The 16,403-nt window shown below is 30.8% G+C and carries 16 protein-coding genes, 3 tRNA genes and 1 other annotated feature; of the genes, 2 read left to right on the top strand and 17 right to left on the bottom strand.

The genetic code is table 11. The features are described from left to right. Position 1: 1 nt before the first annotated feature. From XO11_RS08745 to XO11_RS08735, 3 genes are all read right to left on the bottom strand, one after another. Positions 2-2,074, bottom strand: coding sequence for a sensor domain-containing diguanylate cyclase (locus XO11_RS08745; protein ID WP_175418500.1), 2,073 nt, complete (start codon positions 2,072-2,074; stop codon positions 2-4). A 79-nt stretch (positions 2,075-2,153) separates the two neighbouring features. Next, on the bottom strand, positions 2,154-3,164 hold the full coding sequence (locus XO11_RS08740; protein ID WP_014297233.1) for a 6-phosphofructokinase: 1,011 nt from the start codon (positions 3,162-3,164) through the stop codon (positions 2,154-2,156). A 17-nt stretch (positions 3,165-3,181) separates the two neighbouring features. Then, entirely contained in the window at positions 3,182-5,161 is a 1,980-nt protein-coding gene (locus tag XO11_RS08735; RefSeq protein WP_014297232.1) for a sodium-translocating pyrophosphatase, read from the bottom strand. A gap of 132 nt (positions 5,162-5,293) precedes the next feature. Between XO11_RS08735 and XO11_RS08730 the strand changes: the two genes are divergently transcribed. Continuing rightward, the gene (locus XO11_RS08730; RefSeq protein ID WP_014297231.1) at positions 5,294-5,644 is read left to right on the top strand and encodes an STAS domain-containing protein; all 351 of its coding nucleotides are present in this window, start codon (positions 5,294-5,296) and stop codon (positions 5,642-5,644) included. A gap of 52 nt (positions 5,645-5,696) precedes the next feature. Here the strand turns inward: XO11_RS08730 and XO11_RS08725 are convergent, their stop codons facing one another. From XO11_RS08725 to XO11_RS08690, 8 genes are read right to left on the bottom strand one after another with little or no spacing between them, the layout of a single operon-like run. Beyond that, positions 5,697-6,131, bottom strand: coding sequence for a hypothetical protein (locus XO11_RS08725; RefSeq protein ID WP_175418499.1), 435 nt, complete (start codon positions 6,129-6,131; stop codon positions 5,697-5,699). A 1-nt stretch (position 6,132) separates the two neighbouring features. Then, positions 6,133-6,708 carry an aminoacyl-tRNA hydrolase gene (gene pth, locus XO11_RS08720; RefSeq protein ID WP_014297229.1) on the bottom strand — a complete coding sequence of 192 codons (576 nt, stop codon included), beginning with the start codon at positions 6,706-6,708 and terminating at the stop codon, positions 6,133-6,135. A 7-nt stretch (positions 6,709-6,715) separates the two neighbouring features. Continuing rightward, positions 6,716-7,339 (bottom strand): 50S ribosomal protein L25, encoded by a 624-nt coding sequence (locus XO11_RS08715; protein WP_014297228.1) that lies wholly within the window; start codon positions 7,337-7,339, stop codon positions 6,716-6,718. A 29-nt stretch (positions 7,340-7,368) separates the two neighbouring features. Further along, the gene (locus tag XO11_RS08710) at positions 7,369-8,325 is read right to left on the bottom strand and encodes a ribose-phosphate pyrophosphokinase (protein WP_075780719.1); all 957 of its coding nucleotides are present in this window, start codon (positions 8,323-8,325) and stop codon (positions 7,369-7,371) included. A 5-nt stretch (positions 8,326-8,330) separates the two neighbouring features. Then, positions 8,331-9,680, bottom strand: coding sequence for a bifunctional UDP-N-acetylglucosamine diphosphorylase/glucosamine-1-phosphate N-acetyltransferase GlmU (gene glmU, locus XO11_RS08705; protein ID WP_014297226.1), 1,350 nt, complete (start codon positions 9,678-9,680; stop codon positions 8,331-8,333). A 60-nt stretch (positions 9,681-9,740) separates the two neighbouring features. Further along, complete coding sequence (gene ruvA, locus XO11_RS08700; RefSeq protein ID WP_014297225.1) at positions 9,741-10,298, bottom strand: Holliday junction branch migration protein RuvA; 558 nt, start codon at positions 10,296-10,298, stop codon at positions 9,741-9,743. Next, the gene (locus XO11_RS08695; RefSeq protein WP_014297224.1) at positions 10,298-11,614 is read right to left on the bottom strand and encodes a folylpolyglutamate synthase/dihydrofolate synthase family protein; all 1,317 of its coding nucleotides are present in this window, start codon (positions 11,612-11,614) and stop codon (positions 10,298-10,300) included. Before XO11_RS08695 ends, ruvA begins: the two co-directional genes overlap by 1 nt. Continuing rightward, the gene (locus tag XO11_RS08690; protein WP_014297223.1) at positions 11,615-14,233 is read right to left on the bottom strand and encodes a valine--tRNA ligase; all 2,619 of its coding nucleotides are present in this window, start codon (positions 14,231-14,233) and stop codon (positions 11,615-11,617) included. 130 nt (positions 14,234-14,363) lie between these two features. Here XO11_RS08690 and XO11_RS08685 point away from each other — a divergent pair, with 130 nt between their 5' ends. Further along, positions 14,364-14,789, top strand: coding sequence for a hypothetical protein (locus XO11_RS08685; protein WP_217671901.1), 426 nt, complete (start codon positions 14,364-14,366; stop codon positions 14,787-14,789). A gap of 39 nt (positions 14,790-14,828) precedes the next feature. Here XO11_RS08685 and rplT read toward each other — a convergent pair whose 3' ends face one another. The 6 genes from rplT to XO11_RS08655 all read right to left on the bottom strand — a co-directional run bounded on the left by rplT (position 14,829) and on the right by XO11_RS08655 (position 16,386). After that, positions 14,829-15,185, bottom strand: coding sequence for a 50S ribosomal protein L20 (gene rplT / locus XO11_RS08680; protein WP_175418497.1), 357 nt, complete (start codon positions 15,183-15,185; stop codon positions 14,829-14,831). A 25-nt stretch (positions 15,186-15,210) separates the two neighbouring features. After that, entirely contained in the window at positions 15,211-15,405 is a 195-nt protein-coding gene (locus XO11_RS08675) for a 50S ribosomal protein L35 (RefSeq protein WP_014297221.1), read from the bottom strand. Positions 15,406-15,427: 22 nt separating this feature from the next. Continuing rightward, positions 15,428-15,928, bottom strand: coding sequence for a translation initiation factor IF-3 (gene infC / locus XO11_RS08670; RefSeq protein WP_041638596.1), 501 nt, complete (start codon positions 15,926-15,928; stop codon positions 15,428-15,430). Between the two features lie 53 nt (positions 15,929-15,981). Further along, positions 15,982-16,114 (bottom strand) — a sequence feature (ribosomal protein L20 leader region). A gap of 19 nt (positions 16,115-16,133) precedes the next feature. Beyond that, a tRNA-Lys gene (locus tag XO11_RS08665) sits at positions 16,134-16,209 on the bottom strand. Positions 16,210-16,217: 8 nt separating this feature from the next. Further along, positions 16,218-16,293 (bottom strand) — tRNA-Trp (locus XO11_RS08660). 19 nt (positions 16,294-16,312) lie between these two features. Beyond that, positions 16,313-16,386 (bottom strand) — tRNA-Gln (locus tag XO11_RS08655). Positions 16,387-16,403 lie beyond the last annotated feature (17 nt).

Here is a 16,403-nt window from a genome sequence, read left to right as displayed (position 1 = left end):
TTTATTCCTCCGGCTTTTTTCTTTTATTTATATACATTCTTTTATCAGCAATATCAAGTAAAATATCAATGTTTTTTCCTTCATCTGGATATATACTATATCCAATACTTGAACTTATATTTATTTTTATATCCTCAAAAATAAACGGTTTTTCTTTGAAAACTTTTTTCATTCGTGAAATAAATGATTCTATTCCCTCTTTATCTGTATCCATTAAAGCGACGGTAAATTCATCTCCGCCTATTCTTCCAAATAAATCGCTTTCTCTAATCATTGAGGAAACCTGTTTTACAAAGAATTTTAAAACTTCATCTCCTACTTTATGTCCATATGTATCGTTAATATGTTTAAATTTATCTATGTCTATATACAACAATCCCATTCTACTGCTGTTGTGTCTTGACAGGTATGACATCATCATTTTCACTCTTGAAAAGAATGCCTGCCTGTTGTATATCCCGGTTAAATAATCAAGTTCTGCTGATTTTTTCAGCTGTAATTCAAGGAATACTTTTAAAATTAGATATTCAAGATTACTTTTTATTATATTGGCAAAATTAAGATCTATATCTGAAAATTTCTTTTTTTCATCAAAGATATCCAGTGTAAGTAAGCCATATAATTTTCCTCTTAAATAAAAAGGTATGATTAAACTCTGTTTTATCTCTTTTAATCTTCCGTATTTTATAAGTAATTCATATTCGTATTTTGGTGGAATATATATATCATCCCAATCATCTATAATTATTGGCTTTTTTATGCTTAGCGGTAATTCCGGGTACTTTATTTCTTTTAATTTTTCAAAGTTATACCCCTGAACAGCTTTATATGTGAATATTCTTTGATTTTCCTCTATTGTAAGTAAACTACCTGCTTCTGCAGATGGGATAATATCTATTACCGTATCCAATATTAATTGATACATACTTTCATTCCATGGTTTTGTCAGAATTTCATTGTTTAGATTAAGAAATTTTGTTGCGAATTTTGCATTGTATTTTAGTGTCTCAAGATATTTCTTTTCTGCTGTTATATCAAGCCCTGAGCTAAATGTCTTATCTATATTTCCATTTTCATCTAGTAAATATGTATTATGCCAGGATATATTTAATATTTCCCCATCTTTTGTTATTATTTCGTTTTCAAAATACTCTACACTTTCAAGCTCACCGGACATTATTTTATTAAAAACTTCTTTTACTTCATCTCTAATATTTTCCGGTATAAAATTTTCAAACCAATTTTCTCCTATAACCTCTTCTTTTTTTACTTTTAATATTTCACAGGCTTTGAGATTTAAGTCTTCTATATTTCCATTTTTATCAAGAATAACATACATTACCTGTGCATATTCAAAATACATTCTGAATTTTTCTTTTTCTCTATATAATTGTTCTTCAAGTTTTTTTCTGTCAGTTATTTCATGATCAATTTCCTGGAAATAATATTCACCATTTCCTTCCTGAACATTTATTGCATGAACTTCAACCCATTTTATTTCTCCATTTAATGTTTTATATTTCCTTTCATACGGTTCAATTTCTTCTTTATTATCCAAAAGTTTTTTTATTTTATTTACATGTTCATAATCTTCTTTAAAGACGTGTTTTTCAACTTCCATCCCAACCATTTCTTCAGGTGAATTATATCCCAATAATTTTGCTGCTCTTGGATTGGCTTTTATTAATTTTTTGTCTTTACCCCAGAAAAATATGGCCTCGTTTGAACGCTTAAATATTCCGTTGAATGTTTTTTCTAATTCAAAATATTTTTTATAGAATTTATACAATCCAAACATCAAAAATACTGTTCCATATATAATTAAAATATTTTGCCAGAAAAAGATATTAAAAGGTTTAAATTCATTTATAATTTCAAGGGTGTTTTCTACTAAAAACATTATTATTCCGGCGGTAAAAAATTTATTTACATATTTTACAGAAAATGCTGCTAAAAAAACAAGTAATATGGAAGTTAAACCTTCCATTATATAATAAGCATAATTAATATTAATAAAAGATATTATACTTATTATTAACAGAAATAGAAGAAAATAAAAATGTGGTTTTTTCATTTTATCACCGCCTTCTATCCATATTATACCATAAAAAAATATTGGACAGCTGTTAAGCTGCCCAATATTTTTTACTTAATTAAAAGAATATTTTAGCCATATCATATATTTTTGGTTCAATATCTTTATTTTCTAACAATTCTTTTGAGAATGGTACATCTGTAATTTCAAATCCTTTTAAAGATAAAGCTACATTAACTTTTCCTTTTTTAACATATTCTATTGCCGCTGTTGAGAACATTGTAGCAATAAGCCTATCAAATGAAACAGGTGCTCCACCTCTTTGCATGTATCCAAGGTTTACATTTCTACATTCCACTGTTGGTAATTTTTCTTTTATATATTTTGAAATTATGTCTGAAGGGGTTGAACCTTCTGGCAACTTTTCTTTTATATCCTTTAATTTTTCGTCAAGAGGGCATTTTTCTTCAACTACTACTATTGAGAATTTTTTTCCTTCATCGTATCTTTTCTTTATGTTTTTTAATAAATTTTCCGGATTAAATTCAATTTCTGGTATAAGTATATAATCAGCTCCTCCTGTTAACCCTCCTATTGTTGCAAGCCATCCTGCTTCATCACCTGCAACTTCAACAACAATAACTCTATGTCCTGCACTTGCTGTTGAATGAAGTGCATCCAATGTTTTAGTAACAGTTTCCAATGCTGTAAAGAAACCTATGCTAAAATCTGTCCATGGAAGATCATTGTCTATTGTTGCTGGAATAACTACAGATGGCATACCTTCTTCAGAAAGCTTTAAAGCTATTGATGTTCCTGTATGCCCACTCATAATAACAAAAGCTGTAATCTGGTATTTTTCAAAATTATCTTTCAATTTTTTAAAGTCTTCAGGATTTTTTGTGGGATCGAATTTTGAAGAACCTAAAATAGTTCCTCCTCTTTCCAGGATACCCGAAACGTGTTCTTTTGTCATTATAAATACCCTATCTTCAATAAATCCCTTAAACCCATCATATACTCCAAGTACTTCAATATCTTCAATTGCAGATTTTCTTACTAAAGCTCTAATTGCAGAATTTAATCCCGGACAATCTCCACCTACATTCAAAACAGCTATTCTTTTCATCTTAATCCCCCTTTCATTTATTGAAAGATTTTTATTAATATAGGAATAACAACAATAGAAACTATAGACATTAATTTAATAAGTATGTTAATAGCAGGGCCTGCGGTATCTTTAAATGGATCTCCTACAGTATCTCCAATAACTGCTGCCTTATGTGCAAATGAACCTTTACCGCCAAATTCGCCTGTTTCAATATATTTTTTTGCATTGTCCCATGCACCACCAGAATTTGCCATGAATATTGCAAGCATTACACCTGATACTGTTGTTCCAACTAACATACCGGCTACTGCCTCTTTTCCAAGTATAAAGAACATTATTATTGGCATAAATACAGCTAATAATGAAGGTAATACCATTTTTTTCAAAGCGCCTTTTGTTGCTATGGCAACACATGATGAATAATCAGGATCAGCTTTTCCTTCCATTAATCCTACAATTTCTCTAAATTGTCTTCTTACTTCTTCAACCATTATTTCTGCAGCATCACCAACAGCTTTCATTGCCATTGATGAAAAAAGAAATGGTAACATTCCACCAACTAATGCACCTATAAATACCTGCGATTTTGCAAGATCTATTATTTCAAGGTTTACAACCTTTGTATATGAAGCAAATAATGCTAAAGCAGTTAATGCAGCTGAACCTATTGCAAATCCTTTACCTATTGCAGCTGTTGTATTTCCAACTGCATCTAAAGCATCGGTTCTTTCTCTTACATATGGTTCAAGCTCTGCCATTTGTGCAATACCACCTGCATTATCGGCAATAGGGCCATATGCATCTATTGCTAAAGTAATTCCAAGTGTTGCAAGCATTCCTACACCTGCAAGCGCTATTCCAAATAATCCAAGAAGATTATACGATACTATTGTTGCCAGAGATATTAATATTACAGGAATAGCTGTAGATTCCATACCAACAGCCATACCATTTATTAGTAATGGCGCAGCTCCGCTTACTGCACTTTTAGCAAGATGTTTTACAGGTTCTTTTGCTGTATAGTATTCTGTTATTGAACCTATTAACATTCCCACTACCATCCCCAGAAATATAACATAAAAAGGTTTTAATGTCTTTAAGAATATTAATGATAGAAAAAATACTCCTATTAATGTGAGTATATTTGCTATATACATTCCAAAATGTAAAGCTTTTGAAGGATCTACATTTTCTTTGTCTTTTAGATTAAAATTAAACACCAAAATTCCTATAATTGCAGATATTATACCTATTGATACTACAATAAATGGAAATGTTGCACCTTTTTCGCTGAATAATATAACCCCTAATGCAGAAGCAGAGAATATTGAACCTACAAATGATTCATATAAATCTGCTCCCATTCCAGCAACGTCACCAACATTATCACCAACATTATCAGCAATAACAGCTGGATTTCTTGGGTCGTCTTCTGGAATTCCTGCTTCTGTCTTTCCTACAAGGTCTGCACCAACATCTGCAGCTTTTGTAAATATACCTCCTCCAACTCTTGCAAATAACGCTACCAATGAAGCTCCCATTGCATAGCCACTCATTGATATGGTATCGCCATTTGTGAGATAAAAAACGAGTCCTAAACCAAATAATCCCAATGAAGCTACTGTCATTCCCATTATAGCTCCACCATTAAATGCTATTTTTAATCCATTACTCAAAGAATGAATTGCTCCCTGAGCTGTTCTGGTATTTGTTTTTGTAGCAATACTCATACCAAAGAAACCTGATAAAACTGATAAGGTTGCACCCAGGAAAAATGCAAGCGCCATCATCCAGCCATTGGTAAGTCCCAATAATATAAATATTATTCCAACAATTACATAAAGGATTTTATATTCTGAAATCAAAAATGCTCTTGCACCTGTCTGAATGGCACCAGAAATTTTTTGCATTTTTTCGTTTCCCGGTGAATTTTCAAGTACTTTAAAGGTTAAAAAGATTGTAAATACAATCCCCACAAGACCAAATACAATTCCGCTTAGATTTAGTATTGTCATTTTGCCCCTCCTTTTCATTTTGTTATTTTTTATAGAAATATTATATCATAAATTATATAATTATTTCACTTTTTTTGTTTATTAAAGCAACTGATTTTATAGACGATATATTTAATGTCGGAGGTGATGGAAATGAAGAAATATTGTGATATAGAAAAATTTAATAATTATTATCTTTTAAAATTTAATGATAATTTAAATATAGAAAATGGAAAATTTGTAAAAAAACAATTAGAGGAAATTTTAGATATAAAGGATAGTAATATTATTGTGGATTTTTCAAATGTATATTATATGGATAGTAACGGACTTGGAATAATTATTACTTTAATTCAAAAAGCCAGACATTTTAATAATAAATTGATTTTTATAAATATAAATTCTATGATTAAAAATATCTTAAAAATTACCAAGGTTATTAATCTTATGCTTATTTTAGATACAATAGAAGAAGCTAAACGTTATAGTAAAACTGCTATTTAAATTTAATATTTATAAATCCCCTCTATCTGGTTTTCCAAATAGAGGGGATTTTTTATTTAAGCATTCTTTTTAATTTTTTTATAATCTTTTCTATTGCTTCCATTTTATCTATATCGTTGTTTTTTCTGGCTGCCTCATATTCTTTAGATAAATAATATAATGTTCTTTCAATTACTGTTTGCGTATCTCGTATTTTTGAGTTTTCATCTTCTTTAAATATTAAACGCTTTGAATGTATAGGCCCTTCTGATAATACCCATGTTTTTACCCCGCTAATTTCAACCGAGGATTCCATAAATTTTGAATGGTTTTTAAAAAAAAGTTTTGTAGTAAAGAATTTTATCGTTGTTTCATTTACTGGAGAAAGATGAAATCTCATAATTTCCTTCATGCATTTTTGACAATATCCAATTTCAGTCATTATTCCGTCATAATCAAATTTCTGGACTATTTCCGCTTCATTGGTTTTGCATAATTGACATTTCAATTTAATCATCTCCAGTTAAATCACGATTGTTATATTTGTTCATTGCATCTGTTATTTTTCCTCCGAGAATAATGTTTATTGCATCTACTGTTTTATCTATTACTTTGTATAATTTATACATTTCTTCATTTGTAAACTCACTTAATACATAATCTGCAAGGTCTATTCCTTCTGGTTTTGGCCCTATTCCAACGCGTATCCTTGGAAAGTCTTTTGTACCAAGTACGGAGATAATGGATTTTAATCCATTATGACCTCCAGCAGAACCATTTGGTCTTATTCTAATCTTCCCAAGATCAATGGATATATCATCATATATTACCAGTATATTCTCCGGTGATATTTCTTCTATATAATTTTTCAGTTCAAAAAACACCTTTCCGCTTAAATTCATATATGTAAGCGGTTTTATTAATATTATATCATCATTTATATATCCTTCAAAGGTGTTTTTTTCAATTTTTTTGAATATCTGCTTATTTAACTCATAATATCTATCGATAACCAAAAACCCCACGTTATGCTTTGTAAAGACATAACGTGGGCCTGGATTACCTAATCCTATTATTATTTTCATAGTTTAATTAAGCTTCTTCTCCTTCTGCTTCTTCTGTTTCTTCTTCACCTGTTGTTTCAGCTGCTCTTGGTTCTGTAACAGCTATAACAACTTCTTCTGGGTCAAGTAATACATCTATTTCTTCAGATATGTTGAGGTCTTTTACTGTAATATGATCTCCAAGATCTAATTCTGAAATATCTACTACGAATTTTTCTACAATATCTTTTGGTAATATTTCAACTGGTAATTCGTGGTAGTGGATTTCTAACATACCGCCTCTTGATAATCCTTTTGCTTCACCTGTAAATTCAATAGGAATGTTAAGGTGCATTTTATGTCCTGCTGATGGAACATAGAAATCAATGTGAATTGGTTTATCTGATACTTTGTGTCTCTGTAATGTCTTTAAGAATGTTGTTACTGAATATGTTTCACCATTTTCCTTTTCAATGTTTAATTGAATAGGTGTTGTTTCTTCAATTTTTTCAATCATTAAGAATGCATCAACAGAAGAAACCTTTAAAGCAATATTTCCGCCTTCTAAACCAGGTCCATAGACTATAGCGGGAATAAAACCTTCTTTTTTGATGTGATTTGCTTTTTCTCCTTCTTTTCTTTCAATAGCTTTTAGCTGGTATACTTTTGCCATTTTAATCCCTCCTATGTTAATAAATTATTTTATTTAAAGAGTATACTTACTGATAAATTATTTTTGATCCTTGCAATTGTTTCACCGAGAATTGAAGATACGCTTAATACTTCAAATTTGTCCGGCAAATCATTATGATATATTGTATCTGTAACATATATTTTTTCAATTACTGAATTTTGTAACTTTTCCTTTGCATTTTTGGAAAGAACTCCATGAGTTGCACACGCTATAACCTTTTTAGCGCCATTTTTTACGAGCATTTCTGCTGCTCCAACTAACGATCCTCCTGTATCTATTATATCATCAAATATTATAGCTACTTTATCATTTACATCACCAATTATATTGACTATCTCTGCTACATTATCTTTTGGTCTTCTTTTATCGAGTATTGCAAGTGGTAAATTCATTTTTTCTGCAAATTTCCTTGCTCTTTTTACTCCACCAACATCTGGTGAAACAACAACGGAATTTTCTTCATCAAAATCTTCGCATTCATTTCTAAAATAATTTACAAATACAGGAAATCCCATAAGATTATCAACAGGTATATCAAAGAATCCCTGAATCTGTTCCGCATGCAAGTCTATTGTTACTATTCTTGTTGCTCCTGCAACAGTCAATAGATTGGCTACAAGTTTTGCTGATATTGGATCTCTACCTCTTGCTTTTCTGTCCTGACGCGCATAACCAAAATATGGAATTACAACAGCTATTGAATTTGCTGATGCTCTTTTTAATGCATCAATCATTACAAGTAATTCCATTAAGCTTTCATTTACAGGTGAAGAGGTTGACTGAATAACAAATGTATCAAGTCCTCTAACTGTTTCACCAATTCGAAGATTTACTTCACCATCAGCAAATCTTCCAAGTTCTACTTCACTTAATCTTGTTCCAAGATACTGAACAATTTTTTCAGCTAATGGCTGATTAGCTGAACCGGAAAATATTTTAATTTCGTGGGCCATTGAAAAAGGCATAATTTTTACTCTCCTTTCTCCCTCTTATTAAATACCCAATTTTCTTTTGTTACCTGCCTTGCTCTTCCAAGTGCAAGTGAACCTTCAGGTATATCTTCTGTTATTGTTGAACCAGCACCTATTAAAACATCATTTTCTATTTTTACTGGAGCTACCAATGCTGTATTGCTACCTACAAAAACTCTATCTCCAATAAATGTTTTATGTTTATTTTTTCCATCATAATTACATGTAATTGTTCCAGCACCTATATTTACATCTTCACCTATTGTTGCATCACCAAGATAGGTTAAATGTTGTGCTTTTGAACCTTTACCCACTATTGTTTTTTTCGTTTCAACATAATTTCCTATTTTTACCTTTTCATTTAATACTGTTCCGGTTCTTAATCTGGAGTATGGCCCAACGGATACATTATCTTTCAATATAGCATCTTCACATTCTGAACGTAATATTTTCACGTTATTTCCTATTTGACAATTATTTATTCGTGTCATAGGACCTATTTCGCAATCTTCACCTATTTCTGTTTTTCCATATATAAATGTCATTGGATAAATTATTGTATCCTGCCCTATTTTTACGTCAGGACCTATATATACTGTATCGGGATCTGTTATTGTAACTCCGTTTAGCATTAAATTTTCAAGTATTCTTTTTCTTAATATTTTTTCAGCATTTGCCAGCTGAATTCTATTATTAATTCCCAACGCTTCTGAAAAATCTTCTAAAACATATGTTTCCACATTTTCTAGCATTTTAGGAACATCTGTTAGATAATATTCACCTTGATTATTATTTGGTTTTAACTCTTTTAATGCATTTTTTAGCTTATCTCCCTTAAATATAACGAAACCTGAATTTATTTCTTTTATTTTCTTTTCTTCTTCTGATGCATCAGCATCTTCTACAATATTTATGAACTTTCCATTTTCATCTTTTACTATTCTACCATATCCAGCAGGATTATCTAAAATTGCGGTTAGAATTGTAGCATCTGCATTTGTATTTTTATGTTTATCAATTAACTTCGACAATGTTGAAGCGGTAATTAATGGTGTATCTCCATATAATATTAATATATCTTCGTCATTTAAAAATTCTTCAGCTGACATTACAGCATGACCAGTTCCCAATTGTTCTTTTTGATAATATATTTTTATTCCTTCTGGAAGTATTTTTTCAACAAGTTCTCCTTTATATCCAAGAACAACTCCTATTTCTGTAGGATTTAATTCTTTCGCAGTATCTATTACCCAATTTACCAATTCTTTTTCAAGAATTTTGTGCATTACCTTTGGATATTTTGATTTCATCCTTTTTCCAAGACCAGCTGCCAGAATTAATACTTTCATAGCACACCCCCGACATTCTATATTTTAACATTATTTTCATTAATTAAAATTAAGATATTATCACAATTTCTTCAAAGCTTGTGTAATTATATTCTCAAGCGTCAATTTTTCTATATCTATTTCCTTTAATACATTAAATACTTTGTTTTTTTCAAATCCCAGAGCTTCAAGAGCTTCAAGAGCATCTTTTAATTTTGTACTTTCTCCACTTACAGGTAAGGTTTCAAGATTTTCACCCAATTCGTTGATTATTCTTTCTGCTGTTTTTTTACCTATTCCAGGAAGTTTAGATAATCCCTTTACATCCTGAGAAGCTATCATATTTATTAATTGTTCTACATCTATTTTCTGAAGAATTTTCAATGCACTTTTTCCACCAAGTTTTGAAACCTTTTTTAAATTAAGAAATATATTTCTTTCAATATCATCATAAAACATATAAAAAGCTATGTTCCATTCTGATATTTCAAGATGTGTTTCAAACACATATTCTTTTCCTATTTCACATCTTTCTAAAATCCTGTATGTTGGAATACTTTCAAAAAACATATTTCCAGATTCTATTATTATTTCGTCTGGAGTTAATTTTTCCACTTTTCCTCTTACTTTTCTAATCATTATATTTCCTCCAGATTTAACATATATCCTCTTATTTTTCCAACCAAATAAAGAGAACCTGTAACAAAATAATAATCATACGGAATGGTAAGTAAATAATCAAAGGCTTTTATTGGATCCTGAATATATGTAACGTTTCTTGAGTATTTTTTAAATGCTTTATATACTGCTTCTGGATTTGAAGATCGTTTATTTGGAACCTGAGTAACTATTATATAATCAAAGTTATCTGCCATTAACTTTACCATTCCTTCAAAATCTTTATCATCTAATATTCCAATTAAAGCTGCTTTTTTGAAGTTTTTTGTGTATATTTTAATTGAATTTTTTAATGCCAAAGCTCCAGAAATATTGTGCGCTCCTTCTAATATAACCTTTTTATCATTATATTCTATTAATTCAAAACGCCCTTCCCATAAAAAGTTTTTTAATCCTTTTTTTGTTTTTTCAATATCAAATTTTAACTCTTTTTTTTCCATATATGCCTCTACTGCCATAACAGCTGTGGATACATTATATGGTTGATATGTTCCATTTGCTTTGAATACAAGCCCGGGAATTTCTGTATATATGCTCTTATAATCAATTGAATTCCAATTCAATGAATATATGGGATTTTTAAAATTATAGTCCTTTTCAAATTCAAATACTTTTCTTATTCCAACTTCATTGGCTCTTTCAAATATTACCTCTTTTGAAGATTCATTTATATTCCCTAATACTAAATAATTATCAGGTTTTATTATTCCGGCTTTTTCATAGGCTATTTGTTCTAATGTATCTCCAAGTAAACTTGTATGATCATATTGTACTGTTGTAATAACAGAAACTTCAGAATTTACAACATTAGTAGCGTCAAGTCTTCCTCCAAGTCCTACTTCAAGTACAGCTACATCAACATTTTGTTCTGAAAAATATTTTAATGCCAATGCGGTAATAATTTCAAAAAATGATGGCGACATATCTTCTGACATGGCATCCATTTTTTCAATTGGAATAATCATATCATTAAGAATTGAAACAAATTCCTTTTCTGTTATGGATTTTCCGTTTATTTTTATTCTCTCTTTTATATTGGTTAAATGCGGAGAGGTAAATATTCCTGTTTTTAACCCATGAGCTTTTAATATCTCATGTATAGCTTTTGATGTACTTCCCTTACCATTTGTTCCTGTTACATGAATAACAGGGAAATCCCTTTGAGGATTCCCCAATAATTCACATAATTTGTTTATTCTATCTAAACCATACTTTATTCTTGTGCCACCACGCCTATCGTATATATACTCTACAGCCTTTCGAAGTGACTCTATCATTTAATCTAACTCCCTTAATAATTTTTCTAATTTTTCAATCTGGCTTTTTACCATTTCAAATTTTTCTTTTGTTTCTTCTATTACTTCTTCAGGAGCTCTTTCAATAAAGTTTTTGTTATTTAATTTTTTATCGTATTTCTGGAATTCTTTATTGAGTTTTTCAAGCTTTTTGTTTAATCTTTCTTTTTCAGCTTCTATATCAATAAGTTCCCCAAGCTTTACGTATGCTTCAACATCTTCATCAACATATGATGTTGCAGATTTTTCAGGTTTTTCTGAAACTATTTCTATATTTGTTACAAATGCCAATTCTTTAACTGTCTTTTCATTTCTCTTTATCCAGTCATTATCGCTTAAAGTTTTATATGCTATTTCAACCTTTGTTATCTGTGGAATATTTATATCAGCTTTTACATTTCTTATACCTCTAATAAATGCTTTTATCTTTTCAAATTCTGCTTCTTCATTTTCAAATACGAAGTTTTCATTATACTCTGGCCATTTTGCAGTTACAAGATACTTTTCATCTGTAATCTTTGGTAAATTCTGCCATAATTCTTCTGTTAAAAATGGCATAAATGGATGCAATAATCTTAACGAAGAGTCTAAAACACGAACCAATACATTTTGTGCAAGTTTTTTATCTTCTGATTTTAATCTATTTTTCACAGCTTCTATATACCAATCACAGTATTCATTCCAGAAGAAATCGTATAATGCTCTTGCTGCAATGTTAAACTCGTATTTTTCTATTGCTTCTGTAACTTCTTTTATTGTTTTATTCAATCTTGTAAGCATCCATTTGTCTTCAAGGGTTAAGTCTTCCGGTTTTAATTCCATCTTTTCAAAATCATCCATATTCAACAATACAAACCTTGTAGCATTCCATATTTTATTTGCAAATTTTGAATATGAATCAATTATTTGAAGATCTAATTTTATGTCCCTTCCCTGTGCCGCGAGAATTGCCAGTGCAAATCTCATTGGATCAGCACCATATTTTTCAATAACTTCAAGTGGGTCAATACCGTTTCCAAGGGATTTTGACATTTTTCGTCCATGTTTATCCCTCACAAGTTGATGAATATATACATCTGAGAATGGTTTATCTCCCATGAATTTTTCTCCCATTACAATCATTCTTGCTACCCAGAAAAAGATTATGTCAAAACCTGTCATTAACAGATCAGTTGGATAGTATTTTTTGAGATCTTCTGTTTCTTCTGGCCAACCCAATGTTGAAAATGGCCATAATGCAGAGCTAAACCATGTATCAAGTACATCTTCATCCTGCCTTAGATTTGTGGATCCACATTTTTCACATTTATGTACATCTTCTTCAGAAACATTTATATGTCCACAATCTTCACAATACCATACAGGTATTCTATGTCCCCACCATAATTGTCTTGAAATACACCAATCCCTTATTTCATTCATCCAGTTAAGGTATACCTTTTTCCATCTTTCAGGATAGAATTTTATGTCTCCGTCTTCTACAGCTTCTATTGCTTTTTCTGCAAGTGGTTTCATTTTTACAAACCATTGATCTAAGAGGAATGGTTCAACTACAGTATCACATCTGTAACAATGACCAACTGAATGTTCTAATTCTTCTATTTTTAATAAATATCCTTCTTTTTCAAGATCTTCAACTACAGCCTTTCTTGCTTCTTCTCTTGTCATTCCGGCATATTTTCCACCATTTTCATTTATCTTTGCATATTCATCCATTATTTGAACTGATTCAAGATTATGTCTCTGACCAAGTAAATAGTCATTTGGATCATGTGCAGGCGTAACCTTTAAAGCACCTGTTCCAAATGATGGATCAACATATTTATCTGCGATTATTGGTATTTCCCTTCCTACTAATGGTAATATAGCTACTTTTCCAACATAATCCTTATATCTTTCGTCTGATGGATGTACAGCTATTGCTGTATCTCCTAACATTGTTTCTGGCCTTGTTGTTGCAATTATTATATAATTATCCTCACCTTTTATTGGATATTTTATATGATATAATGCACCTTTTTCATCTTTATGTTCAACCTCTTCATCTGATAAAACTGTGCCACAGCTTGGACACCAGTTTACTATATATTTTCCTTTATATATATATCCTTCATTGTATAATTCAACAAATACCTTTCTTACAGCTTTATTTAAACCTTCATCAAGTGTAAACCTTTCCCTTGACCAGTCAACAGATGCACCTATTGCCATTATTTGCTTTTTTATATGTTCTCTATATTCATTTGCCCAATTCCATACTCTTTTTATAAATTCTTCCCTGCCATAATCTTCTTTTCTTTTTCCTTCGCTTTGCATAAGGAACTTTTCTACAACATGCTGAGTCGCAATACCTGCATGGTCTTCACCAGGTAACCATAATGTATCCTTACCCTGCATCCTTTTAAATCTTGTCACTATATCCTGAAGGGAAATATTCAAAGCATGTCCCATATGAATTTTTCCAGTAATGTTAGGAGGAGGTATCACAACAGAAAATTTACCATTACCTTCACCTTTTGCTTTAAACAATTCTTCGTCAAGCCAAACTTTGTACCACTTTGTTTCTATTTCATTTGGAGTATATCTTTTTCCAATATCCATATTTCTCCCTCCCAGTTCTCGAAAATTGATTATTACCTATATTATACTTTAATGTTGTTAAGAATTCAAGGGAATTTTTTATACAATATAGAATTAATTATCAGGGGGTGATATTATCAAATCAAATTTTTTGAAGAATATAATTATTATTATTTCTGCTTCATTTATAACCGTCACAATTACGCTATTTATAATGTATAACGTGTTTCTAAAAGATCTTTTAAATAATACAAATTTAACTGACAATGAATGTATTAAAATAATTAAAAATAGTAATTTCTATGGATTTCCCGATAAAAAAATCGGACCATATTTTAATGCTTTTTTCTCTAATCCAGAATGGAAATGCGTTAGAAAACCCGGAAAATTATATGTAATCTTTCAGGGTGATGCTTATTATTTTGGAAAATATGTGAGGTTTAAAATTACTTTTGATGTAAATAAAACAATAAAAACAAAAACCATTCAACCAATATCTTATTATGCAGGTGATGAAAAAATACTATATACAGATTTTCTCAATCTTATTAATACCATATTTATGGGAACACAATAAATATAAAATATAAGCCACCTTTATAGGTGGCTTTTTATATTACTTGGATATAGCTTCTTTAGCAATTGTTACATATTCTTTGAATGCTTCATAATCATTTACAGCAAGTTCTGATAACATTTTTCTGTTGATATTAACACCTGCTAATTTTAATCCGTGAATTAATTCGTTATATTTTAATCCTTCATTTCTTGCAGCTGCATTGATTCTTGTAATCCATAATCTTCTGAAATCTCTCTTTTTCTGCTTTCTACCTGCATATGCATATTTACCTGATCTGAAGAATTGTTGTTTAGCTAATACATATCTTCTACTTAAAGCTCCTCTGTAACCTTTAGCAGCTTTAAGATATTTCTTTCTCTTTTTTCTTGCGTGAACTGCTCTTTTAACTCTCATTTATGTTCTCTCCTTTCTATTTTTATTATTTTAAACCGAGTAATCTTTCTACTTTTTCATTTAATCCTGCTGGAACATCTTTATAGTTGTGTAACCTTCTCATTCTCTTTTTTCCTCTAATTCTTGTGTTATGTCCAACATTTGATCTTCTCATTCTGATTTTTCCTGATCCTGTAACCTTAAATCTTTTGCTTGATGCTGAATGTCTTTTAACTTTCATAATTATTCCTCCTTTTTAAACATTATTTTTTTGTTTTCGGAGATAAAATCATATCCATATCTCGCCCTGCCATTTTTGGCGCTCGAGTTACTTCTGCAATATCTTCAACCTTTTCGATAACCCTATCTAATATTTCTTTACCTTTGTCGGTAAACATTATATCCCTACCAAGGAACATCACAACAGCTCTAACTTTATTACCAGCTTCGAGAAAATCTCTAATTCTTTTTACTTTTGTATTAAAATCATGTTCATCGATTCTCAATCTGAACTTCATTTCTTTTAATTGCTGTTTTTTCTGCTTCTTTTTAGCTTCCTTTTCTCTCTTTTCCTTTTCGTATTTGTATTTTCCATAATCCATAATTTTGGCAACAGGTGGATTGGAATTAGGTGCAACCAATACTAAATCGAGTCCTTCCTGATAAGCTAACTGTAATGCTTTTTTTGTTTCCATTATTCCCAGTTGACTTCCATCACTTCCAATAACCCTTAATTCCTTCGCCTTAATGTCTTCGTTTCTAATCGTTGTATCTTTCGATTTTTTAATACTTATCCCTCCTGTTCGTTTGTATTAAAAAAAATAAACAAAAATGGGTGGATAGAATCCACCCATATATTTCCCAGATATATTATTATACGCTAAATAATAAACCCCTGACGGCTTATTTGCCCGAGGTGGGAAGCATATGGGTGGCTTCCGCTTTACACTTTGACTTTAATAAATAAAATGGTGGGCCATGCGGGATTCGAACCCACGGCCTACTGATTAAGAGTCAGCCGCTCTACCAGCTGAGCTAATGGCCCACTTTTTTTGGCACGCCCGGAGGGACTTGAACCCCCAGCCTGCGATTTTGGAGACCGCCGCTCTACCAATTGAGCTACAGGCGTGTACCTAAAATTAGGTGAATGGCTGGGAGGGGAGGACTCGAACCTCCACCGGCGGATCCAGAGTCCGCTGTCCTGCCATTAGACGACCTCCCAAGACTGATAGTATTATA

Origin of the sequence: Marinitoga sp. 1138 (assembly GCF_013363265.1) — a bacterium.
Lineage (GTDB): Bacteria > Thermotogota > Thermotogae > Petrotogales > Petrotogaceae > Marinitoga > Marinitoga piezophila.
Note: the sequence above shows the minus strand (reverse complement) of the source record. Positions and strands in the feature narration are given on the sequence as shown.